Genomic DNA, 23,748 nt, shown 5'->3' on the forward strand with positions numbered 1-23,748 from the left:
TCACGCAGACACTAGCATCGCGCTGCTCCTAATAACCTGGTTCTCTGCTTATGGTGCCCGGGAAGGGACTTGAACCCCCACGTTGTTACCAACAAAAGATTTTGAGTCTTCCGCGTCTGCCATTCCGCCACCCGGGCATTTAATGCTGAGTCTGTTGTCGGACATTTGTTATAATACCATTTACCGTTTTTATTGTCAAGCAACTTTTTTGCCGAAAATTCAATTAGGCAACAGGGATAATCAGCGTCGCTGGCCAATATATATCATCGTTCATCAAAGGATTACCATTAAATAAAAATATCTGTAAAGGAAGCTGCTATGCCAACAATACCATTCAACGGGCAACGCCTTCACTATAGCCAACGGTTGGATAAACGCCGGAAAAACATTCAGCTACGGATGCTGCCAACGGCCGTGGTGGAGATCATTACCCCGGGAAAACTAACCGCTGCCGAGATTGAGCATATCATTACCCTGAAAAGCAAGTGGCTCACCGGCCGTCTGCATAAACTATCCACCCTTGCTGCCAATCCGATCAATCTATGCTTGACAACAGGCTCCCAGTTGCTCTACAGGGGTGAACCCCGCACACTTACCATCCTTGCCGGCGGCAGCAAACCAGAAATCTCATTAACACCGGCAGCGGTGCTTGTAACGGTGCCGACCGGTGCTGAGGCTGAGCCGGAAGCCATGGCTGAACGGCTGCTAAAAGCCTGGCTTGTCCGGCAGGCCGGCGAACTATTTCTCGATAAAACCAGACAATGGGCAGCAATCATCGGTGTGCGCCCGGCCCGGATTACAATCAAAGACCAAAAAACACGCTGGGGCAGTTGCTCCAGTCTTGGCAATATAAACTATAACTGGCGCATTATTATGGCCCCGCCAGGGGTGGCCGATTACCTGATTATTCATGAGCTGTGCCATTTGTTAGTGCCCAATCATTCGGTCAGGTTTTGGGAACAGGTTGGCCGGTTTTCCCCGGAATACCGGGAGTGCCGCAAATGGCTGGCCGATAATGGGAAACTATTATCCCGGATTTTTTAATTTTTTGCGATTAATTGTCTGCCAACAATGTATTTCCATAACAAGTCAGCAGTGGTACCGGTAATTTTAAGGCACGTCTGCCGTTGTTCCTGACTGCCAAACTCATAAGGATTAAGTACCCGGCAACAGGTTGCGCCAAATTGGCCGGAAAATATATTATGAAATTCCTGGGCACTGCTATATACCGGCCCCCGGTTTTGCTCAGTACTGGACCGTCCCTGGAGCATGCCTAACACCATCGTCGCCCCGGACAAAGCCCCGCACATACAGCCGGCATGACCAAGGCCACCGCCAAAGCCGGAAGCCATTTTAAGAGCTTCATCGGAAACATCTAATTTCAGCAGGTCGCGAAACGACCGTACGACAGACTCGGCACAATTAAAACCTGCTTTAAAATTCTCTGTTGCCTGGTCTTGGGCATTTGTTTTATGTTGTGTCATAAAAACTCCTCCCCTTCATTATAATATTGACTTTTATACCTTCTGCCAGAGTTTAACTTATAGCCTCTTCTTCACCAAAACCAAAAGGCACGCATATTCTCACTGTTGTGCCGCCGTCATGCCCACTGGTTATATCGATCCCAAATTGAGAACCAAAGTAATGCTGAATACGCTTGTGGACATTAGTTATGCCTAAGCCTGTTGTCTGACCTTTGCCGGCCATCCTTTTCTCATTTCTAAAAATATGCTCTATTTGACTTTTCGTTACCCCAACACCACTGTCGGTTACTATGATCTCTACCCTGCCGTCGCGGCGCTGGCCGGATATATTGATATTCCCCCCGCCGCGTTTTGGTTCCAGGCCATGAATAATTGCATTTTCCACCAGCGGCTGGAGTGTCATAAAGGGAATTCTCTGGTCCAGCAGTTCCAGCGGGATGTTAATAGAAGCCTGGATCCGGTCGCCAAAACGCATTTCCTGAATAAGCAGATAATTTTTTATATACTGAATTTCCTCACCGACAGTCACCATCTCATCACTATTACGTAAATTATTGCGCAAGAGATCGGATAAGGCATACACTACTTCCTGGGTACGGGGCGCCCCCTCCAGGAGAGCAAGACGGGCGATTGTGTTTAAGGTATTGAACAAAAAATGCGGGTTGACCTGGGACAATAAAGCCTTAAGCTCTGTTTCCCGCAAAATCTTTTCCAGATCCGCCTTAGCCTTTAGCTCATCCATTAATTGGTTTTGAGCGATATTGGCCATCGCAATCTCCACAATGTAATTTGTCATGATGTACAGCAAATCGGCCGCCGCCTTCACCCGCTCTTCCGGAACGACCCGGATTTCAGCCAGTCTTTCCAGAATGTCGCTTTCGTCAAGGTTTAGGTCGGCCAGTCTTTTTAACACTTCCCCGGCAATTGCTTGCTCAGCCTGAGGTAAAAGCACCTGGCCGGCCAGAAATCCACCCAGATGCTGCTGGTTTAATATAATCGGCGCTCCCAAATCGGTAAGCCCGCTATGGCAGCAATATACAGAAGGGCATAATTGCCTGGCAGCCATTCTGCCGCCACAGTCATCGGAACCGATACACCGGGCTAAGCCCTCAGGGGTCGAGCGAATTAAATTACATAATCTTGTAAAATTACTGGGATTCGTGACTGGCTGTCCCGCACTGTCAACAATCACAGCAGCCAGGCCGGTAGCTTCCGAAAACTTATCCTGAATCTCTTGTAACACTTTTACATTGACAATATCAGCCAACGTCAAGCCGTGATTAGGCATAATAATCCCTCCATAGCACTGGCTGTCTCCGGAGTATGAGCGTTATTTAATCCGTTTGGCAATCATTGCCGCTATCAGGCCTCCCAAAACGCCGGTTATTAGCTGCGGCCAGCTCATTGCCAGCATAATGGCGGCGGCAAGTTTTGGCGGAACCGCAATAATGGTAAACAGCCAGACAAATGCCCCGTATAAGAGCCCGGCCTTGCCTAATGTCCCTAAGGCAATGGCCAAAACCCGGCTCCGGCCAAAGAGTGTTAAATAAATCCCAACATATATCGCATTGCCGCAGGCAACAGGCAAAATAAACACCGGCAGCGGTAAAAGCTGCTGGAAATAGGCGACGACAGGAGTTATTGCCGCAATCATCAGCGCCGGCCCCAACCCAGCCTTTTCGGCCGCGATCAAAAGTGTGGCATTAACTAAGCTGCCGATCAGAAAACTGGACAAAAACGGCGGCAAAGGAATAAAAAAGCGGAGCGACTGGAATATCAGCGTAAGGGCCAGTAACAGAGCGGCCCTTGTAACAACCTTATTGTGAGACACCCCTCTCCCCCTCTAACGGCGCCGTCTGTTGTTATAATTACGGCCAAACATCATATAGCCCAGCAGCGCAAGCAAAGCTAAATTTCCCAGCATCCCGCTCATGATGCCTAAGTCCACCAAAACATTAACAACAGTTAAACCACCGAGAAATACCATCGACCGTTTCATATCAATAAAAGGATCGCGGCGCAGCAATAAATAAGCAATACCAAGTACTGCCAAATCAATAACAACCCAAGCCAGAGAGTTATGAAACATATACTTAATCATACTGCCTACAATCATAACTGCCAGAACTTGAAACCACATCTGATTCATTTAAATTCCCCCTGTATTCTTTATAATCCTGTAAACAGTCACAACTGAAAAAACTATCACTAAATAAGATTATGCCCCGCTTGGAAAAAATCCTGCATTTCCACCGATAATCACGCTAATAGCAAAAATAAACTTATTTTTTTTGCTATTTGATGTTTATAGTTTTGCAAGTTTGAGCATACTTTTAAATGTATTCTATTAACATGTAAGGAGTGAGTTATATGAGTGAAGAAAACAGCTTTTCTTTTACTCTGTTTCAGCCGCATCGCACCCGTACGCCCAAAAACGATGAACCTGTAATTGAAGTACGTCCTAACGGCCGTATTGTTTTTAACAAAAAAGCCACCCAGCTTTTAGAAAATCATCATTTCTGCATGTTGGGCTATGATCCTGAAAAACAGGCCCTCGGCATATTGCCGATGGAACAGTTGCAGCCCAATACTTTCCCTGTTCGCTATGCAGCTAAAGGCGCCTATATCGGTGCAAAAAAGTTCTTTAAACATTTTGAAATCCTCCCCGGTCAGTTAATTGAAGATACCCCGTTTAAAACCGGTGAATTTATCGGCATCAACCTGTAACCGCCTACATAGCACAGCAACAACAAAAGTTACTCTACGGGAGTAGCTTTTGTTTTTTTGCGGGAAACGTTTCACTTGTCAAATATTATTAATTTGCTGTAAAATTAAGACTATAGCTTTAATAGAGATAGGAGAATTGTTATGGACAAGCAATCTAACCCTGTTGTCACCATGCCGGAATTGAGTACTGCTTTTGAAGCTCAGGGGTATATTAGTGATAAAGAGCTGTTAACGACTGTCTATTTAGCGTTAAAGCTGGAAAAGCCGCTCTTGGTTGAGGGTGCGCCCGGCGTTGGTAAAACGGAAATCGCCAAAGTACTAAGCAGAGTGTTTAATACCGAACTGATTCGCCTGCAATGCTATGAAGGTCTGGACGAAAATAAAGCTTTATATGAATGGAATTATCAGCGCCAGCTGATCAAGATTCAGATGAGCCGGGACAGTGCTTGCCAAAACCTTTCCGAAAGCGATATTTTCTCGCCCGAATACCTGCTGGAGCGGCCTTTGCTGAAAGCCATCAGGGCAGAAAAGCGCCCGGTTTTATTAATTGACGAAATCGACAAAACCGACGAAGAATTTGAAGCCTTCTTGTTTGAAATCCTATCAGATTTTCAAATATCGATTCCTGAGCTTGGCACCGTCAAAGCCAACCATATCCCCATGGTGGTGCTGACAAGCAACCATGACCGGGAATTATCGGAAGGCCTGCGCCGCCGCTGCATTTATTTATTTATTGATTATCCGTCTATTGAAAAAGAAATTAATATTATTCGCGCTAAAGTCCCGGAAGCAACCGAAAAACTGGCCAAGCAGATTGCAACAGCGGTCAATCACCTGCGCACTAATCTAACGCTTGCCAAACAGCCTTCCATTGCCGAAACACTTGACTGGACAAGGTCTTTAATTGCCATGCACGCCGACCATCTTGATTCCACCCTGATCCAGCAGACAATGGGACTATTATTTAAAAACCGTGATGATCTCATGGCCTTCCAGAAGGAGCTGGGCGCGGACGGGCTGTGCAATGCGGTCCGACAGGCGACTGATCCCATGGCCGCACCCACCCATTGCCATAGCGATAAAAGCTGCGGGGGCTGATCTTATTGAACTCACTTACTGATAATTTAGTAGGATTTGTTCAGATTCTCCGTCAGCTCGGGGTACGGGTAAGCATTGCCGAAACCATTGACGCCGTAGACAGCCTGACGGTTATCGAACAATTCGACCGGGATGTATTCCGGGCGGCTTTAAAAAGCACACTAATTAAGAATGCTGAAGATCAGGTTGCCTTTGATCAAGCGTTTAACCTGTTTTTCGTACCGCCTGAGGCCAAACAGCAGCAACGGCAGGACTGGGATACCAAGCAGCAGCTTGAGCTTGAACAGTCGCAGCAGGCCCAGGAAGAACTGGTCTTTCAGGGGCGCCCGCTGGAGCTTCCCGCCGAACTTATGGACGTTTATAAACGCTTGCCGGAGCAGGAAAAAAAACGTCTGCAGGATTTTCTGGAAAAGACCTCGACCGGTAATAATGTAAAAGAAGCCTTTCAGCCGGTAGTGGAAAACCTGCTCAAAAGCTCGCTGTCCTTCTGGCAGCGCCAGCTGTCACCGGAAGATCTGGCTCAGCTGGCTGCCGCCCGCCGTCAGCTGTTAGGTCATCATGAACTTGACCATGTTGTGGACTCGGCGGCCGGCCTTGGCGGCACAGGCCGCAATCCTTTGCTGTATAAAAACATGCAGGATATTACCGAACAGGAGATTCCTCAGGTCACAGCCCTGATCAAACGGCTGGCGTACAAGCTGACTACCCGCATTTCCCGGCGCTTTCGCTTGACCGGGCGCCGCAAACTGATTGATATTCGTCAGAGCATCCGCCGCAATACCCGCTATGGCGGCACGATGATTGCCCTTAAATACAAGACCAAAAAAATTCACAAGCCTAATATTGTCGTACTGTGTGACGTGTCGGCCTCGATGACCAAATATGTCCGTTTTACCCTGCCGCTGCTGTTTGGGTTATCCAGTGTTGTCAAAAACATAGAAACCTTTATTTTCGCCACTGATTTAGAAAAAGTCACCGGTTATTTTAAGCGCAGTGATGATTTCGCCCAGGTTATCACCGACCTGGTAACCGATTCTTCCCAAATGGGGCAAGGCACCAATTTAGCTATTGCGCTTGCCCGTCTCAGGGAAGAATATAAGCAATTCTTATCACCCTCGACCCTGCTTTTTATTATCAGTGACGCCAATACCCTGGCACCTGTCGAAACAGCCGGAGAATTGTCTGCTGTCGGCAAAAAAGTCAAACGCATTCTCTGGTTGAATACCCAGCCCAAAGAACGCTGGGGGCAGCACAGCGCCATAACACTATTCGCCCGGTACTGCGCCATGTTTGAGTGTTATTCGCTGGCACACCTGACTAAAATACTGTCACTTAATTTAACCCGTCAACCATAATATGAAAATAAAAAAAGGATGTGACCGATGATGTATTATGATGGCCCAACTTTGCTTGCCCATTACCAGCGCTGGCTTACCACCTATCGCGAGCCGATTGAAGACAAACTAACCACCGCCCTAAGCCACCGGGATCAACAACAGGCTATTCATAACGCTATGGAAGTGCTGCTTACCGAGGTGCTGCCAATGGCTATTGCCGAAATGATCTTATTCAACAATGGCCGCCTGGAGGAAAAAATCCAGGAAGACGGCGGCAGTTGTTCAAGCTGCGCCACTAATTTCAAATAAAAAACTGCTGGCGGCCTCGGGCCGCCAGCAGTTTTTCGTCTCAGCGGAATTTTAAAAATACAAGGTTATGCTCCGGGATAAAAATCCGTGCCCGCCGACGGTTTTCTAACAGGAGGTACAACTGCCGCAGTTTTTACCGGGGGCAGGCAGGCCATACACAACCAGCCGTTTGCCGAACAGCGTGGTTTCAATATCAACGCGCAAAGGATTCTCATTGTCGTAGTTCCGGATTGAGGTATGCGCATAGACTTCGGCGCCATCAATTGTCACTGCTGTATAGTCGGCAGCTTCTCCCGCTTCAGGTTTACCTGTTTTTACGGAAGGAACCGGAGCTATCGAAGGAGGATTGCAACAATTAGGAATTAGACGTTGCTCCAGCTTTACAGTAATAATACCGCCCTCTTGCGCAATAAATTCCTGCGCCCGTTCGGTAACAATCATATTCATAGTCTTCTCCACCTTTCGCCCTGCTTATTTACGCCCGCATTCCCGGTCAATCATCGCCCAGTAAGCCTGTTGAATTTTACGGGTAACCGGGCCGACACTGCCGGTGCCGACAGGCTGCCCGCTTAAGGCCACAATCGGCACTATCTCACTGTTAGTGCCTGAAATAAAAGCTTCTGCGGCCGATTTGACAAACGCCTCGTCAAACCTCTTCTCAATCACCGGCACCCCAAGCTCGGGCGCTATTTTTTCCAGGATCAGTGTTCTGGTAACACCGGTGAGGATAAGATTGCTGCGGGGATGCGTCCAGGCAACCCCATCTTTTATGACAAAGAAATTACTGCTGGTGCCTTCGGTGACAAACCCGTCCCGGACCTGGATGCCTTCAAAGCAGCCTGCTTCTTTGGCCTTTTGCTTGCCCATGACATTTCCCAGCAGATTAAGCGACTTAATGTCGCATCTGAGCCATCTTTCATCAGGGATTAACAAGCCTTTGGCGCCTTCCAGTTTATTTTTATCAGGGGCGGCAGCGGCAGGACGGATCGACATGGTCAGGCATGGCACCACATTCTCGGGAAAACCATGGGCCCGGGGCGAAACGCCGCGGGTAATTTGCAGATAGATTGCGCCAGCGGCGATGCCGCTTTCTTTGATTAACAAATCATGAAACTCGGCCAGTTCATCATAGGTATATACAGCCGGAATTGTCAGTTCGCGCAGCGAACGGTACAATCTGTCCACATGCATTTTCAAAGCAAAACAACGCCCATTATATACCCTTGTTACTTCATATACGCCATCACCAAACTGATGGCCTCTATCTTCCATTGACACAATATTTTCATTTAAGTCGATAAGCTTGCCGTTTATGAGACCGATTGGCTGCATGGATTGTCACTCCCTTGATTTATTAATATACATTATTACACAGTAATATCCAATCTCCTGCCTAATTAGTAAAAATTACCGCCCAGACCGGGGCTGCTTTCTTGCCGCAGGCGCCTGCCGGCTTGCGCAGCCTTTCCGACTGCCTCCGGCTCTGAAACGGCAGGCCGTCAGTATTCTCTCAGTTACGGCTTCAAGGCCGTCAAAACCGCCTGCCCATGGCCTGCAACCTTAACCTTCCGGAAAATCCGGCTTACGACCCCCTGTTCATTGATAATAAAGGTTGAGCGTTCAATCCCCATCACTTTCTTACCATACATGTTCTTCTCTTTAAACACGCCATATAATTGGCTTACCAGCCGGTCAGCGTCACTTAGCAGCAGGAAGGGAAGCTCATGTTTGGCGCTGAACTTCTCATGCACTGCCAGTGTATCGCCGCTTATCCCCAGAATGACGGCCCCGGCGTCGGCAATAGCCGCCGCTACCTCCCGGAAGCCGCGGGCTTCATCGGTACAGCCGGCTGTATTATCCTTGGAATAAAAATACAATACGATCTTTTTTCCCCGGTATTGGCTCAAAGTAACCGTATTGCCGCCGGTAGCCGGCAGGGTAAAATCCGGGGCCGCCTGTCCTTCTTGCACTTTTTCAGACATTTGTTGCCATCTCCTTTTTACACAAAAGTTTATTGCAGTTACAGCAGTTACAGCCTATAATTAAATAGGACTATACGATCTGGTCAGCACGAATAAAACCAATGCTAAGGAGCCGCTGAACACTATGGCCAAACAGCACATACTTGCTCTCGATTATATCCGCGGTATATCTATGTTAGGTGTATTGGGCATTCATACCGGCGCTTATTCATTGGCTAACCCGGCTGTCAATCCCCATTTGTTTGCATTGCTTGAGATATTCACCCGCTTCAGTGTGCCAATATTTTTCTTTGTATCTGCTTTCGGCTTATTTATCAGCCAGCCGCTGCAGGCAGAGTTCAGGTATCCGGCCTTCCTGCGCCGGCGCTTCAAGGCAGTCCTGCTGCCGTACCTGGCCTGGTCTTTTCTCTATATGCTGCATTATACCTGGATCAGCGGTGATATCAGCCTTTGGCACAGCCCGCTTATTTACAAATACCTGGCTTTTGGCCTGGCATCTTACCAATTATATTTTTTGGTTATTCTTATCTGGTTCTATGCCTGTATGCCCTGCTGGCGGCAATTGGTACGCTGGCTTCTTAAAGCGCCGGTCACCGGCCTGCTCAGCCTGCTGACAGCACAGATCCTCTTTAATTATTATTCCAGTTATATACTTACCGCAAACTTTGCCAACCATTACCTAAATCTCGCAGTTCAGCACCGCATGAGTTTTTTAATCCTCCATTACCTGTTCATTTTCCTCCTCGGTGCCGTTTGCGCTGAGCTTTATCCGCAGTTTTTGGCTGCCCTGGAACGGAACCGGGGCCGGATTAATGCATTTTTTGCCGCAACATTAACAGGCATGCTGTTTTTCTACTATTACCTGATTTACGGCATGCGGTACAGCCTGGAGCAGGCTGTAAACACAGCCCATCAGTTAAGCCCGGCCGGTGTCCTGTACACACTGGGCGCAACCTTGTTTTTGTTCACCGCTTTCAGCAGGCCGTTGCCGGCTGGGCTGGCAACCGGCCTGGCAGCCCTGGGAACATATTCCTATCTTGTTTATCTTGTCCACCCGTTGGTCATGTATTATCTGATCCGCGAAATAACCCAAGCCGGGTTACCGCTGACGGCACCGGTGACAATTGCTTTTTATCTGGCAACACTGGCGTTGAGTACCGCTGCTGCGGCTCTTATCAATAAGGCCGGCAGCCTTATCCCGCTGCTGAGTCTGGCCCTTACAGGGGCCATCCCCAAACAGGGCACGATTCGCCAAAAAGCATAATACCCCCGTGCCGGCGCAACACTGGATGGGGGCCTGTTCTCTCAGGCTCTTTCAGTAAATTTTTTATTACTTTGAGGTAAAACAGGCGGACATTATTGTCCGCCTAAAACTTTTTATCTGTTTAAACTAAATAGCCAAGCTGGGTCAGCCGTTCGCGGTTAGCCACCGTTAGTGTGTCCGGAGCACAAAAACTGCTGCCCTCGGCTGTCAGGCGTTTTTGGCGGCGCTTAATCCGTATATAGTATAAAAACAATAGCTGGCAAAATTTCCTGACAGATTTTTGCTGGCCTGCATTGGCCGGGCACTTAATCCAGTTTAGATAGAGCTGGTCGATGATATCGGCGGCTGTTACGGTAAAATTCTGCCGGCAAACAAAATCTACCAGCTGTATGCATTCTCGCATTAGGATGTAAAGAGCCTGCTGCCGGAATACATCATGGGCCGCCCCGGCAGAATGAAGCTCGGCAGTCAACAGTCGCCGGCCCGCTTCCAGCAGCGGATAAACAATGTCAAAACTTTCGGCCAGGCTGCGTTGGGCCACTGCCAGTCTGGCGGCCTGGGCGGCGCTGTCGACAGCCTGGCGCCAGGTATCATTGGCCCGCACCTGTACCGCCAAATCCAGACTGAGCATCGATATTTCCCCGGCGGCCGGGCTGAAGGGATTGAGACTATCCATACCGGCTATATGGCTGCATTCACCAACAATACCTGCCAAGGTATAATTTGCCAATATTTTCTTGTCTGCCAGCTGCCTGATATAATCGGTTAAGAGTTCAATCATGCCGGCGTCACCTGCTTTTACCGCCCTATGCAGCCAGGCCGACAGGACTCCGGTCAACTGCTCCTGGATAACACCGCCCGGCTGTTCGGCAGCAAGCCAGGCTGCCAGTTTCACCTGCATCTCCCGGATAAGACCGGTATCGCCCCGGCGTAAAGCAATCAGACCTGTTGCCTTTAAGGCTCGCATTGCCGCAGTATACACACCATCAGCTTGTACTGTACCCAGGCTGGCAAAAATGAGTTCCACCGCCCGGGCCGCCAGAAAACTATGCCGCTGTTTTAAACTGAGGACAGCAATTAGACCAAGCTGTTCCACTACTGCCGGCAGCCGGTCCGCAGTTGTGTTTTTTATCAAGGGCCGGAAAGCATCAATGCCATGGCCGGCAGCATCAGGCTGGTGAGAACGCAGTGCCAGGAAAACAGCGGCAGTAATGCGTCCCGGCTCGGCGGCGCCGTCTAAACCATGGCCCAGGGCCAGTTTCAACAAGTCAAAGGCGCGGTATATGTTATCTGCATCACCGGCGATTAAACTGGTCTTTAACAATTTATGTATCCGCCGCATAATTTGTCCGGCCTGAGCGTCAGTCAGCCGGCGCTCAGGCGTTAGGCCGCGGAGCCGGGACTCGATCGTTCTAAACTGCCGGTCCAGCCGCCTGGTGTACAGCCACCACGCGGCTAAAACTCCCCCTGTTAACAAACCAATCAACCATATTGCCATAAGGGTTTCTCCCTATCTAGCGTTAATTTCCCCCTGGTATACAATCCCCCGGGCCGCATCCACAGTAACAATCGCCCCATCCTGCAACCGTTCGATAGCATCTTCCACCCCGACCAGCACCGGCATGCCAAAGCTTACCCCCACGATAGCAGCATGGGAGGTTAACCCGCCTTCCTCGGCAACAATGGCCGCCGCCTTAGCTGCATAAGGTGCCGTTTCCTCGTCAATACTGGCAACTACCAAAATGTCGCCTTCCCGGAATTTCGCTTTCAGCTCCTTAACCGATCTGGCAATAACAACCCTGCCGGTAATGGCCTGTTGCCCAATGCCGGTGCCGCGTGTCAAAATATTGCCAACAATGTGGACTCTGATCATATTGGTGGTGCCGGATATGCCGGCAGGCACCCCGGCGGTAACAACGACCAAGTCTCCGTCTTTGACAACGCCGGCCTGTAACGAAGTGGCAATGGCACTGTGCACCATTTCGTCGGTATTATTAAAACTCGGCCCCAAAACCGGGTATACCCCCCACAGCAGCAGCATGCGCCGCACTGTTTTTTCATTGGGAGTAACAGCAACAATGGTAGACTGGGGACGATATTTTGACACCATGCGGGCCGTATAGCCGGACTGGGTGGAAGTTACAATTGCCGCCGCGCCCAGCTCATGCGCGATTTGGGCAGTGGCATGGCTGATCGCATCTGTTGTTGTCCGCTGCAGTTGAATGCCTTTGCCTGCTAAAATATCGCTGTGCCGGAGCGAATTTTCCGTACGCACGGCAATCCGGGCCATTGTCTGCACCGCCTCGACCGGATACTGGCCTGAGGCAGATTCGCCGCTGAGCATGATCGCATCCGACCCATCCAGAATCGCATTGGCAATATCGCTGGCCTCTGCCCGTGTTGGCCGGGGATTGGCGATCATGGACTCCAGCATTTGGGTGGCGGTAATTACCGGCTTGCCGGCCTTATTGCACTTTTGGATCAGTATTTTTTGGACAAGCGGCACTTCTTCTGCCGGTATCTCCACCCCCAGATCGCCCCGGGCGACCATAATACCGTCAGAGACTTTGAGAATTTCGTCAATATTATGAACACCTTCTGCATTTTCAATCTTCGGGATGATGTCCATCTCATAGCCGGCATCTTCCAGAATCTTGCGGATTGCCAGCACATCGGCCGCCCGCTGGACGAAAGAGGCGGCAATGGAGTCCATTTGATTTTGAATACCAAACATAATATCGGCAACATCCTGTTCCGACAGCGGCGGCAGGTTAATAGCGGTTCCCGGTGCTGCAACCCGTTTGCGGTCCCCGACCTCGCCGCTGTTTTTAACAGTGGTGATGATGTCATCGCCGTCAACAGCATCGATATGCAGGCTTATCAGCCCATCGGCAATCAGTATCACCTGGCCGGGCGCAACCTCCTGCGGCAATAACTTATGGTTAACAGAAGCAATTTCCTTGGTTCCAAGGACCTCGCGGCTTGTTAATACGAACTTTTGGCCTTTCTCTAAATAAACCTTGCCATCGGCAAATAATCCCAGTCTCATTTCCGGGCCCTTGGTATCAAGCATCAGTGCAATCGGCCGCTTCACATTCCGGGCGGCTTCTCTTACCTGGGCCAGCCGCCGGGCATGATCTGCATGCTGGCCATGGGAAAAATTGAACCGGGCAACATTCATGCCTGCCGCCATCATTGCCTCCAGCACACCGGGCTTATCGGTACTGGGACCTACTGTGCAAACAATCTTGGTCTTTTTTAGCAATATTAAACACTCCTTAATCATACGCTTTTATCGTATCGCATGTTGACACAAAATCGCGTGTGCTTCATTGGCTTCTGATTCCAAAACCAAAATTTCATACAACCCATCGCCGAGAGCGGAAACAATTCCTGCCGCCCGGATGTTAGCAAGTACCCCTTCATTACACAGTACATTTTTATACAGTTCGGCCTGTGCCCGGTTAGAAGCTATGTATACTACGGTCCACATAAGTACCCTCCTATTAGCTTCTTTATACAATAGGAAACCAATCACCGCAAACTAATGACTATAAATGACTGGTTCTCCAATCTTAGCTGTATTCCTGCTTTAAAATTTCAATTGCCTTTATCCATCTTCCCTCTACCGCCCGCGGATTAGTGTCTTGCCCACAGGTATACTTCACCATGTACAGCTTATTTCCTGCAGTGCATACATGGATATTTTTCCAAAACTAGGTTTCCGCCAGCAGCCGCAAAGCGGCGCCGGCCATAATCTCAACCCCCTGAGCAAGCGCCTGTTCGTCCATATCAAATTTAGGATGGTGATGGGGATATACAATCCCTTTTTCCTGATTGCCGATGCCAATGAACAGGAAGCAGCCCGGCACCTGCTCCTGGTAACGGGAAAAATCCTCAGCTCCCATCACCGGGCATATCTCGATAACCTGACTGTCCCCCAGCACAGCCTTGCCGGCAAGGGCCACTATCCCGGCCAGGCGGGGATCATTAATTACAGGCGGGTAACCGTTGCAATTCTCCAAAGTGTAGGCAGCCCCGGACGCCGCGCAAATACCGGAACAGATCTGTTCAATGCAGGCAAAAATTGTTTCCCGGACCGCAGGAGAAAAAGTCCGGACCGAGCCCTGCAGAACAGCGGAATCAGGGATGATATTAAATACCTCGCCGGCCTTAAACGCGCCAAGCGATAGGACAGCCAGTTCATTCGCACTGATCTGGCTGCCGGTAATTGTCTTTAAAGCTAATACAATTTGCGCGCCCACATAGATAGGGTCGATTGTCTGCTGCGGCATCGAGCCGTGACCGCCGCGGCCCTGAATGGTAATGGTAAATTCATCAGGCGAGGCCATCATCGGCCCATAGGTGATCCCCATGGTTCCGGCTGCCAGCGGCTGCCACAAATGAGCGCCAATAACAGCAGTTACGCCCTGGAGAGCGCCGGCGGCTATCATGGCCTCAGCCCCGCCGGGGAACCGCTCTTCACTGGGCTGGAACAACAGCCTGATGTTCCCGGCCAGTTCAGTTCTCATTGCCCTGAATACCCGGGCTATTCCCAGCAGCATAGCCGTATGGCCGTCATGACCGCAGGCATGGCAGAGACCGTCATTTTCCGAGCGGTATGGCTGATCTATTTCGTCTTGAATTGGCAGCGCATCAATATCAGCCCGGATTGCCACCGTCGGTCCCGGCCTGCTGCCTGTAATCTCGGCAATCACGCCGGTGCCGGCGGCCGGCCTCGGCTCCAGCCCGATAGCGCTGAGCTCTGCTATTATTTTTTTCTGTGTCTCATATTCCTGGCCGCCCAGCTCAGGCCGCCGGCGGAAGTGGCGCCGCATAGCCACCACATATTGCTCCTGTTCCCTGACAAGGGCATGGATTGAAAAACTCATACCTACCGCCTTCCTGCCTTATAACACGATTAAAATAATAATTCCGCTTTGTAAATATGTACACCAATAAACCGGAAACTCCTGCCTCTGAGCCTTAAAAATTGCAGATATCGAGCTTTTATTTAAACAATGACTGAATTTGATAGGATTCGTAAAATAAAAAGGCTAGTGGTCTGTCCACTAGCACCTGTTCTAGGTTTAGCCTTTTAACTGAACAATATTACCAATGGTAATAGACTTTGTTTCCGTCCTGCCTGATATAACCAGGGCGAGGTTTTTTGACCTTTTTCTCATCGGCTTTCACTTGGGCCCTATCCTCATCCTGTTTACTTGCTTTGGCAGCCCCGGCCGGCGCTGCTGCAACCGTCCCGGCCAGGACAATAACGGAAAGCATGGCAACAATCACCCAGCTTCTCATACCTACCAGCCTTTCCTGATTATACAGGCTATATTCGCTGCTTAGCCGGCATCTCCTGCCCTTGCGGCAATACAGAGGGCTAAGAATTATTTACCAGGGAGCAGCCGGCTTCAGGCAGCAGCCAGGTTGGGGTCAGGTGGCGTTAGCCATTTTCCGCAGTTCCAGCCACAAATAGCCCCCGGTCACAAGTGACGACACAAAATCAGCTACCGGACCGGCAAACCAGATGCCCGGCAATCCGTAAAAATGGGGCAGGATAAGAATGGCCGGAATTAAGATAATAACCTGTCGCGACATACTGAGGAAAATAGCATGACCAGCCTTGCCTACCGCCTGGAAGTAGTTGGCGCCGATAATCTGAAAGCCAATAATCGGCAGTAAAATCAGAAACACCTTCAGCCCGCTGGCGCCGATGGCAATCAGCTCCGGATTATCGTTGAATATCCTAATGATAGGCGTAGCAAACAGCTGGGTTACGATAAACCCCAGAACAGAAACGGCAGTGGCCGCATACATGCCTAATTTTATTGCCTCCAGCATGCGGGTATAATTTTTTGCCCCGTAATTATAGCCTAGTATGGGCTGCACACCTTGGCTGATACCGAAAATAGGCATCAGTATCAACATTGCCACCCGGTTGATAATGCCGATTGCAGCCACTGCCAATTCCCCGCCATACCGCAGCAGGCTGTAGTTGTATATGATCGTTACCACACTGGCGGCAAGCTGCATCAGAAACGGCGACAGGCCGATTTTAATAATCTCATACACAACATATCGATCAAGCCGGAGATTGGCCCGGCGTAATTTAAGAACACTCTTATCACTGGTAAGATACCTGAGAACCCAGGCCGCAGAAACAGCCTGGGCTGCCACGGTCGCCAGGGCGGAGCCGGCTATTCCCAGTTTAAAAACAAAAATAAACAGCGGATTAAGCGCGGTGTTTAGGGCCGCCGCAATAAGCATAGTCGCCATTGCCACCCGGGGATTGCCTTCCGCCCGGATGATATTGTTCAGTCCGAAACCAATATGCATAAAAATACTGCCAAGCAAAATAATCCGGGTGAACTCACGGGCATAAGGCAGGACATTGGCTTCAGCCCCCAGCCACACCAGAATCTGGTCTAAAAACAGGAGCGCCATAGCTGTTACGGGCAGCACGGCTATAATCATCAAGGTAACCGCATTTCCTAAAATAAATTCCGCCGCCTGGTAGTTCTGTTCACCCAGGCGGATGGATACCAGCGTAGAGGCGCCAATGCCGATTAGCATGCCGATAGCCATTAATACGATCATAATGGGAAATGCTATTGTTACCGCCGTAAGGCCGATATCGCCAATCCCATTGCCGACAAATATGCTGTCGACGATATTATACAAAGCGTTGACCACCATACCCACAATAGCCGGCAAAGAAAATTCCCATAACAGTTTGCTGACTTTCTCCTCACCCAGAGCCTGGGATTGATCCATAGTTTTCCTCCCGCTGCCTGCAAAGATCTGTATAGGCAATAACGTATCCTAATGCAACCGGCAATATGAATTTATCAAGCGGGATGGGCCACTGCAACCCCGCTCTTCCTCTGGTTAGCTTATCCGGCGAGTTAAGACTTCCGCCTTCTATAGACGGCGTCAGCCCAGGTGGCGTTGAATCTTCACCTGAACCCCGAAGTTCCGGCTTTGCTGAAACGAGTTCACCCCCGGTAATTCACCTCATTATTCACGCAAGTGACCAGTGGCTTGCCGGCGAGCCCCAGCAGCAGATTCTCCGCCGCCAGCAGCGCCATCCGGTTGCGTGTTTCCGTTGTGGCACTGCCAATATGGGGAGTAATGAGAATATTGGGCAGTTTTATGAGCGGATGGCCGGCCGGCAGCGGCTCCGGCTCGGTAACATCCAGGGCGGCATACGCAATCTGCCGCTCAACCAGAGCAGTATACAAAGCTTCCGTATTTACTACCCCGCCCCGGGCCGCATTGATAAAATAGGCCGTCGGCTTCATACGGGCGAATTCCCTGGCGCCAAACAGCCCGCGGCTTTCAACGGTAAGCGGCGTCAGCACAATAATAAAGTCGGACTTGGCCAGCAAATCTTCAAAACCGCAGTATTCAGCCCCGATCAGGCCATCATCAGGTCGCTGCCGGCGATTATTATAAATAACTTGCATACCGCTGGCCCGGGCCCGTCTGGCCACCGCCGCTCCAATGGCCCCCAGGCCAACGATTCCCAGGGTCTTGCCGTACAGATCCACGCCCAGTGGCAGCGCTGCCTGCGGCCATTTACCGGCCTGTACCCAGGCCCAGCCTTCATGGATGCGGCGCGCAGCCGTCAATAGCAGCCCAAAAGCCAGATCTGCCGTTGTCTCCACAAGTACTCCCGGTGTGTTGGCCACCGGAATCTTCCGCTCCGTACAGGCCTGTATGTCAATATTATCATACCCTACCGCCGGCTGGGCAATAACCCTTAGCTTCGGCGCCGCCGCCAGCAGCTCTGCATTAACAGCCACATTCGGCAAAGCCACCAGCCCCTCGGCAGTCTGCAGCCACTGGCCCAGCTGGCTTAACGCCGGCGTCCCGGGCTGTTCCCACTGCAGCACCGCGCACTGCTCCTGTATCGCCGCCAAAGCCGCCGGCATAATATGGCCTGCAATCACAACTTTATATTTTCCCATATGCTTTCACCTCACAACGATTTTATTACCTTATAATTCCGCCTAATTCCGGCAAACTCCTTGCAACAATAAAAAAAAGACCAACCCCCTGCTACTGGGGCTTGGTCCATAGGGAATTCCTGCAGGGACGTATTGCGGTAATGCCCTGCCACCGGTATTGGCGCTAATCGCCGCTATCTTCCAAAACAAAATCGTCATTTGTCAAGTCCAGGCCAGTATCAGTAACGTAATTCGGCATCATATCCGGCATAGTACATCACCTTTCTACCAACACAGTACATTTGTATTTAGAATTACTATAGCATAAGTGCCAAACCTTGTCTAACGGATGTTTATGGTAACATCTAAGTTGCGTATATAATCGGATAGGAGCCGAAGTTTTTATACCACAGGCACTTCGCCTGCACTGCACTGACAGCCGCCGCGATATTCGGCGCCGCCATGGTGCCTTCCATATCAAAAAAGAAAATATACATACCCAGTCCGGTGCGGGCAGGCCGTGACTCGATTCTGGTCAGGTTTACTTCCCTGGTGGCAAATTCGGCCAAAATGTTATACAGGCTCCCCGGCTTTTCGCCATTAATCTGGCACACAAGCGTAGTCTTGCTTTTTCCCTGCACAGCGGCGGCAGCTTGCGGCTCCAGCGCAATAAACCGGGTTGAGTTGGCCTGATTATCCTGGATGTCCGGTGCCAATACATTCAGGCCGTAAATTTGCGCTGCCTTCAGGCTGCCCACAGCCGCGTACAAGCCGTCGCTGCCGGCAACTATTTTGGCTGCCGCAGCCGTACTTTCAACCGGTTTCAGTTTGGCCTGAGGGTAAAGAATTGCCAGGGTTTTCCTGCATTGGGCCAGTGCCTGGGGATGGGAAACAATGGCGGCAACCTCCTGACAATCCTTTTTGCCAAGCAAATTATGCCTGACAGGCAGTACTACCTCTTTGGTAATATACAGCGCAACCTCATGGGCGATCATGTCCAACGTGATATTGACAGAACCCTCCAATGAGTTTTCCACAGGCACGATGCATTCATCGGCTTCTCCCAGCGCAACCGCCCGGATAGCGGCATCTATACCGCTGTAAGGGATTAAGGCCGCCTCATCGTTTTTATATAAATAGAGTACACTTTCTTCACAATACGTTCCCCGCGGACCCAGATAGCCAACTTTTCTCATGCTATAACCTCCCCATATAAAAAACTCCCGTCCTGTAAAAGGACGAGAGTCAACTCGCGGTACCACCTTTGTTATCCGCCAACGGCAGATCACCTCATAAAGTACAGGCCTAACGCCGATACTCCCCTTCGCTGCTAACGGTGAAGGTCTCCGGCTCCGCCTACCGTCCGCGGTCTACAGCCGCAGATTTCAGCAAGCAACTCCGAGGTGAACTTCAGCAGGCCGGTCCGTGCCGGCTCTCAGCCTACCGGCTCTCTGTAGCGGAACAGCCTGCTTACTTTTCCTCTTCATAGTCATTGACACTATTTTATTTACTATATCATGTGCCGGCTGGATATTCAAGCAAAATTCTTAGACCTGGCACTGATTTTATTGGCGAAGTTTTCGAGAATCGTTATTCCCTTTGGCGTCAGGATTGACTCCGGATGAAATTGGACCCCTTCAATATCATATTCACGGTGCTTAAGCCCCATAATCAAACCATCCTGCGAGGTAGCTGTGATCTCCAGGCATGAGGGCAACCCGTTTTTTTCTACTATCAGGGAATGATACCTGCCGGCAATAAAGGGCTGCGGCAGCCCCTGGTAAAGACCTTGGCCCCGGTGAATGATATATTCGGTTTTGCCGTGCACCGGCTGCGGAGCCCGGACGACCTGCCCGCCAAATACCTCGCCAATCGCCTGATGACCCAGGCAAATCCCCAGTATCGGCAGCTTCCCGGCAAACCGGGCAATAGCGGCTTTGCTGATCCCGGCATTGGCCGGGGTTCCCGGACCGGGCGAGATGATGATGCCGCTATAACCCGCTGTATCCATCTCCGCAACAGAAACCGCATCATTCCGCCTGACAGCAACCGCATGGCCTAAACTGGCAACATACTGATATACATTGTAGGTGAAGGAGTCATAATTATCAATAAGTAAGATCATGTCATTGAGCCTCCTCAACTAACTGCATCAGGACACGGGCCTTATCTATGATCTCATGGTATTCCCGCGCCGGTACAGAATCAGCTACAATCCCCGCCCCGGTCCGCACGGTTACCTGTTGTCCGTCAATCATTAACGTCCGGATGGTAATGCAGGTATCCATATTGCCCCTAAAGTCAAAATACCCCACAGCACCGGCGTAAGGACCACGACTGTCGCCTTCCAGCTCATGGATAATCTCCATGGCCCGCACTTTGGGAGCGCCGCTTACCGTACCGGCCGGAAAGCAGGCGGTCAGCACATCCACCGCGGAGAATTTGGGGTCGACCTGACCTGATACCTCGGAAACAATATGCATGACGTGAGAAAATTTTTCCACTTCCATCAGCCTGTCAACCGTTACTGTTCCCGGCAGGCTGATCCGCCCCAGGTCATTGCGGCCAAGATCCACCAGCATCGCATGCTCGGCTCGCTCTTTGGCGTCTGCCAGCAATTCCGCGGCCAGTTGCTCGTCCTCAGCCTGGCTGCCGCCCCGGCGGCGCGTCCCGGCAATCGGGCAGGTCAGCACCTTGCCGTCTTCCAGCTTTACCAGGCGTTCCGGCGACGCGCCCACAAGCTGCTTATCGCCAAAATTTATATAAAACATGTACGGGGAAGGGTTGGCCTGCCGTAGACGCCGGTAGAGCGCAAACGGGTGGCGGGTCAGCCTGTAGTGAAAAGGGCGTGACAGCACGACCTGAAAGATATCACCGGCAGCAATATATTCCTTGGCCTTTTCAACTCTGTCCATATACTGCTGTTTACGCAGGGTTTCGTCCAGCTCAAGCTTCATTGCCGACTGTCCATTCAGGCTGCCCTCAGTATCCACCTGGCAGTCTGCAGGCAGGCTTACAGGTTGTTTGAGCTTAGCCATCAGCCCTGCCAGCTCCTGCAGCGCCTGCCCGTATTGCGCCGCGGCCTGTTCTCCCGGCTTCCGCTGCACTAAATTGATCAGGTGGGTGGAATGAGTCAGATGATCCATAATAATGATATATTTGCAAACCATCATTTCAATCAGCGGTAAATCCTCCGGCACGTTCAGGCCGGATACCCGCTCCCAGGCTGCTATCGCTTCATAAGCGGCATAGCCCACTGCCCCGCCGGCAAACGGCGGCAGTGCCGGCAGCTGCGGCATCGAAAATTGCTGCAAAAATTCCTTAAGTATCAGGTGCGGCTTGCCTGTTGCCGGCGCGGCGACGCCGGCAACGCGAATGTCGGCCTGCTTGCTGCAGGCAGTAAGCGCGGCCAGCGGCTCGGTGCCAATAAAGGAATACCGGCCAAAAGTCTTGCCTGTTTGCGCACTTTCCAGAATAAAGCCGGCCCCGTCGCCCACTAATTTGTAATACAGGGAAACAGGCGTTTCCATATCGGTGGACAAGGCCAAACAAACCGGCACCACTGTATAACTCTCTGCCAGCCGGCAGAATTCTTCTTGCGCCGGATACGCCTGCATCAGCACCCACACTCCTTATCCAGCGCCTGCCTGATGGCGCCGGTCAACTCCCGCACTGCCTCGACACCACTGTCCGTCAGCCGTTCCATGATCGCACTGCCGACAATGACCGCATCGGCATACTTGGCCGCCTGACACGCAGCCTCCGGACTGCCGATGCCAAAACCCATGGCCAGCGGCAGGCCGGTCTCCCGGCGCACAGCGGCCATGAGCGGCGCCAGCTGATCATAGTCAATCCGGCGCACACCGGTAACACCGGTGCTTGAGATGCAATACAAAAAGCCGGCCGCCTGACTGCAGATTGTTTTTAAACGCTCCGGCGTAGTCGTGGGGGCAATAAACCGGATTAAGTCCAATTCCGCCTGCCGGCAAGCCGGTTCAAGGACAGCCGTTTCTTCCACCGGCAGGTCGGGAATAATCAGCCCGCTGCTGCCGGCCTTGGCAAAACTATTGGCAAACCGGTCAAGCCCGAATTGCAGCACAATATTGTAGTAGGTCATAATCGCCAGCGGGATTGCCGTTTCCTGCTTAAGCAAAGTCACCAGCTCCAGTGCTTTGCCGACAGTAGCCCCGGCGGCCAGCGCCTGTGCCGACGCCTGCTGGATGACCGGCCCGTCAGCCATGGGATCGGAAAAAGGCAGGCCAATCTCAACCAAATCGGCCCCGGCGGCTTCGACGGCCTTTACCGCCTGCAGCGTAGTGCCATAGTCGGGAAACCCGGCTGTCAGGTAAATAATCAGACCTTTCCGTCCTGTCGCACGCAGAGTGCGAAATTTTTCCGTTATCTTCATTCTTTTATACCTCCCATTACCTGTGCCGCCAGCTGCACATCCTTGTCTCCCCGCCCTGACAGGCAGACAACAGTCACCTCGTCCGCCTTGGTCTGCGGCATCAGCGTTTCCAGATAGGCCAGGGCATGAGCGCTTTCCAGCGCCGGAATAATGCCTTCCAGCCGGGCCAGACGCGCAAAAGCAGCCAGGGCCTCTGCATCGGTAACCGCCGTATAGGTGACTCGGCCGGTATCTTTAAAATGAGAATGCTCAGGCCCAACACCGGGATAATCAAGGCCGGCCGAGATGGAATAGGCTGGAATAACCTGACCTTCCCGGTCCTGCCGCAGATAACTTAAGGCACCGTGCAGCACACCGGGATTGCCGCTGGTCAGTGAGGCCGCATGTTCGCCGGTGTGCAAGCCTTTGCCTGCCGCTTCCACCCCGATCTTGGTTACGGACGGGTCGTCGCGGAAGTGGTGAAAAAGCCCCATGGCATTGCTGCCGCCGCCAATGCAGGCGACCAGATAGTTTACCCTCTCACCGGCAGCTGCAATCTGAGCAGCGACCTCCTGGCCAATTACAGCCTGAAAATCCCTGACCAGCATCGGATACGGATGGGGTCCGACCACGGAGCCAATAATATAGTGGGTATCCTCAATCTGAGTAACCCAATAGCGAATGGCCTCGCTGGTAGCATCCTTCAAGGTGCCGCTGCCGCTGGTAACCGGTACAACCTCGGTCCCTAAGAGCCGCATGCGGAAAACATTCAGCGCCTGCCTTTCCATATCCTCAGCCCCCATAAATACGGAGCACTTGAGGCCAAACAGCGCAGCGACCGTGGCACAGGCTACGCCATGCTGGCCTGCTCCCGTCTCGGCGACAATGCGTTTTTTGCCCATCTGCCGCGCCAGCAGCGCCTGGCCAATGGCATTATTAATCTTGTGCGCGCCGGTATGGAGCGAATCCTCCCGCTTCAGGTAAATCCGGCCCCGGCCGTAATGCTGGCTCAATTTGGCCGCATAATACAGTTTTGTTGGCCGGCCTGCATATTCATTAAGATAAAAATTCACCTCAGCCTGAAAGGCCGCATCTTCTTTCAGCCGGCGGTAGCTGGCTTCCAGCTCAATAAGCGCCGGCATCACAGTTTCCGGGACAAACCGGCCGCCATATTGCCCAAACCGTCCGTTATTGTTAGGCAT

The 23,748-nt window shown here is 51.4% G+C and carries 25 protein-coding genes, 1 tRNA gene and 1 other annotated feature; of the genes, 6 read left to right on the top strand and 20 right to left on the bottom strand.

Annotation, left to right across the window (positions count from 1 at the left end):
- Positions 1-51: 51 nt before the first annotated feature.
- Positions 52-137 (bottom strand) — tRNA-Leu (locus ACZ481_RS14080).
- A 181-nt stretch (positions 138-318) separates the two neighbouring features.
- Here ACZ481_RS14080 and ACZ481_RS14085 point away from each other — a divergent pair.
- Positions 319-1,044 carry a M48 family metallopeptidase gene (locus tag ACZ481_RS14085; protein ID WP_464765994.1) on the top strand — a complete coding sequence of 242 codons (726 nt, stop codon included), beginning with the start codon at positions 319-321 and terminating at the stop codon, positions 1,042-1,044.
- Here the strand turns inward: ACZ481_RS14085 and ACZ481_RS14090 are convergent.
- Genes ACZ481_RS14090 through ACZ481_RS14105 form a run of 4 tightly spaced genes read right to left on the bottom strand, consistent with a single transcriptional unit; the run spans position 1,041 to position 3,633 of the window.
- Positions 1,041-1,484, bottom strand: a complete 444-nt coding sequence (locus tag ACZ481_RS14090; RefSeq protein WP_464765995.1) for a C-GCAxxG-C-C family (seleno)protein — start codon at positions 1,482-1,484, stop codon at positions 1,041-1,043. The two genes, ACZ481_RS14085 and ACZ481_RS14090, sit on opposite strands and share 4 nt — an antisense overlap.
- 52 nt (positions 1,485-1,536) lie before the next feature.
- Positions 1,537-2,772, bottom strand: a complete 1,236-nt coding sequence (locus tag ACZ481_RS14095) for a sensor histidine kinase (RefSeq protein ID WP_464765996.1) — start codon at positions 2,770-2,772, stop codon at positions 1,537-1,539.
- A gap of 42 nt (positions 2,773-2,814) precedes the next feature.
- Positions 2,815-3,315, bottom strand: a complete 501-nt coding sequence (locus ACZ481_RS14100) for a hypothetical protein (protein WP_464765997.1) — start codon at positions 3,313-3,315, stop codon at positions 2,815-2,817.
- A 12-nt stretch (positions 3,316-3,327) separates the two neighbouring features.
- The gene (locus ACZ481_RS14105) at positions 3,328-3,633 is read right to left on the bottom strand and encodes a hypothetical protein (protein WP_464765998.1); all 306 of its coding nucleotides are present in this window, start codon (positions 3,631-3,633) and stop codon (positions 3,328-3,330) included.
- Between the two features lie 221 nt (positions 3,634-3,854).
- Here ACZ481_RS14105 and ACZ481_RS14110 point away from each other — a divergent pair, with 221 nt between their 5' ends.
- The 4 genes from ACZ481_RS14110 (at position 3,855) to ACZ481_RS14125 (ending at position 6,955) form a co-directional block, all read left to right on the top strand.
- A complete protein-coding gene (locus ACZ481_RS14110; RefSeq protein ID WP_464765999.1) occupies positions 3,855-4,211 on the top strand; it encodes a hypothetical protein in 357 nt (118 codons plus the stop codon).
- A 141-nt stretch (positions 4,212-4,352) separates the two neighbouring features.
- Positions 4,353-5,309 carry an AAA family ATPase gene (locus ACZ481_RS14115; protein WP_464766000.1) on the top strand — a complete coding sequence of 319 codons (957 nt, stop codon included), beginning with the start codon at positions 4,353-4,355 and terminating at the stop codon, positions 5,307-5,309.
- A 5-nt stretch (positions 5,310-5,314) separates the two neighbouring features.
- Positions 5,315-6,664: a vWA domain-containing protein gene (locus tag ACZ481_RS14120; RefSeq protein WP_464766001.1), complete on the top strand. Its 1,350-nt coding sequence runs from the start codon at positions 5,315-5,317 to the stop codon at positions 6,662-6,664.
- 27 nt (positions 6,665-6,691) lie between these two features.
- Positions 6,692-6,955 carry a hypothetical protein gene (locus tag ACZ481_RS14125; RefSeq protein ID WP_464766002.1) on the top strand — a complete coding sequence of 88 codons (264 nt, stop codon included), beginning with the start codon at positions 6,692-6,694 and terminating at the stop codon, positions 6,953-6,955.
- Positions 6,956-7,060: 105 nt separating this feature from the next.
- Here the strand turns inward: ACZ481_RS14125 and ACZ481_RS14130 are convergent, their stop codons facing one another.
- From ACZ481_RS14130 to ACZ481_RS14140, 3 genes are all read right to left on the bottom strand, one after another.
- Positions 7,061-7,402, bottom strand: a complete 342-nt coding sequence (locus ACZ481_RS14130; RefSeq protein ID WP_464766003.1) for a CC/Se motif family (seleno)protein — start codon at positions 7,400-7,402, stop codon at positions 7,061-7,063.
- 24 nt (positions 7,403-7,426) lie between these two features.
- Entirely contained in the window at positions 7,427-8,287 is an 861-nt protein-coding gene (gene dat / locus ACZ481_RS14135; RefSeq protein ID WP_464766004.1) for a D-amino-acid transaminase, read from the bottom strand.
- 182 nt (positions 8,288-8,469) lie between these two features.
- Entirely contained in the window at positions 8,470-8,937 is a 468-nt protein-coding gene (locus tag ACZ481_RS14140) for a peroxiredoxin (protein WP_464766005.1), read from the bottom strand.
- Between the two features lie 124 nt (positions 8,938-9,061).
- Here ACZ481_RS14140 and ACZ481_RS14145 point away from each other — a divergent pair, with 124 nt between their 5' ends.
- Positions 9,062-10,201, top strand: a complete 1,140-nt coding sequence (locus tag ACZ481_RS14145) for an acyltransferase (protein ID WP_464766006.1) — start codon at positions 9,062-9,064, stop codon at positions 10,199-10,201.
- A 121-nt stretch (positions 10,202-10,322) separates the two neighbouring features.
- Here the strand turns inward: ACZ481_RS14145 and ACZ481_RS14150 are convergent, their stop codons facing one another.
- From ACZ481_RS14150 to trpB, 12 genes are all read right to left on the bottom strand, one after another.
- Complete coding sequence (locus ACZ481_RS14150) at positions 10,323-11,699, bottom strand: hypothetical protein (RefSeq protein WP_464766007.1); 1,377 nt, start codon at positions 11,697-11,699, stop codon at positions 10,323-10,325.
- A gap of 12 nt (positions 11,700-11,711) precedes the next feature.
- Positions 11,712-13,466 carry a pyruvate kinase gene (pyk, locus tag ACZ481_RS14155; RefSeq protein ID WP_464766008.1) on the bottom strand — a complete coding sequence of 585 codons (1,755 nt, stop codon included), beginning with the start codon at positions 13,464-13,466 and terminating at the stop codon, positions 11,712-11,714.
- A 27-nt stretch (positions 13,467-13,493) separates the two neighbouring features.
- The gene (locus tag ACZ481_RS14160) at positions 13,494-13,694 is read right to left on the bottom strand and encodes a hypothetical protein (RefSeq protein WP_144350560.1); all 201 of its coding nucleotides are present in this window, start codon (positions 13,692-13,694) and stop codon (positions 13,494-13,496) included.
- Positions 13,695-13,917: 223 nt separating this feature from the next.
- The gene (locus tag ACZ481_RS14165) at positions 13,918-15,093 is read right to left on the bottom strand and encodes a M20 metallopeptidase family protein (protein WP_464766009.1); all 1,176 of its coding nucleotides are present in this window, start codon (positions 15,091-15,093) and stop codon (positions 13,918-13,920) included.
- A 220-nt stretch (positions 15,094-15,313) separates the two neighbouring features.
- Entirely contained in the window at positions 15,314-15,511 is a 198-nt protein-coding gene (locus tag ACZ481_RS14170) for a hypothetical protein (RefSeq protein ID WP_464766010.1), read from the bottom strand.
- Between the two features lie 132 nt (positions 15,512-15,643).
- The gene (locus tag ACZ481_RS14175) at positions 15,644-16,984 is read right to left on the bottom strand and encodes an MATE family efflux transporter (RefSeq protein WP_464766011.1); all 1,341 of its coding nucleotides are present in this window, start codon (positions 16,982-16,984) and stop codon (positions 15,644-15,646) included.
- 221 nt (positions 16,985-17,205) lie between these two features.
- Positions 17,206-18,180 carry a 2-hydroxyacid dehydrogenase gene (locus ACZ481_RS14180; RefSeq protein WP_464766012.1) on the bottom strand — a complete coding sequence of 325 codons (975 nt, stop codon included), beginning with the start codon at positions 18,178-18,180 and terminating at the stop codon, positions 17,206-17,208.
- Between the two features lie 344 nt (positions 18,181-18,524).
- The gene (gene pheA, locus ACZ481_RS14185) at positions 18,525-19,355 is read right to left on the bottom strand and encodes a prephenate dehydratase (protein WP_464766013.1); all 831 of its coding nucleotides are present in this window, start codon (positions 19,353-19,355) and stop codon (positions 18,525-18,527) included.
- 35 nt (positions 19,356-19,390) lie between these two features.
- Positions 19,391-19,655, bottom strand: a binding site (T-box leader).
- Positions 19,656-19,693: 38 nt separating this feature from the next.
- A complete protein-coding gene (locus ACZ481_RS14190; protein WP_464766014.1) occupies positions 19,694-20,284 on the bottom strand; it encodes an anthranilate synthase component II in 591 nt (196 codons plus the stop codon).
- Position 20,285: 1 nt separating this feature from the next.
- A complete protein-coding gene (trpE, locus tag ACZ481_RS14195; protein ID WP_464766015.1) occupies positions 20,286-21,776 on the bottom strand; it encodes an anthranilate synthase component I in 1,491 nt (496 codons plus the stop codon).
- Positions 21,776-22,567: a tryptophan synthase subunit alpha gene (trpA, locus tag ACZ481_RS14200; protein ID WP_464766016.1), complete on the bottom strand. Its 792-nt coding sequence runs from the start codon at positions 22,565-22,567 to the stop codon at positions 21,776-21,778. Before trpA ends, trpE begins: the two co-directional genes overlap by 1 nt.
- Positions 22,564-23,748, bottom strand: a complete 1,185-nt coding sequence (gene trpB, locus ACZ481_RS14205; RefSeq protein ID WP_464766017.1) for a tryptophan synthase subunit beta — start codon at positions 23,746-23,748, stop codon at positions 22,564-22,566. Before trpB ends, trpA begins: the two co-directional genes overlap by 4 nt.

The organism is Sporomusa intestinalis (genome assembly GCF_055383785.1).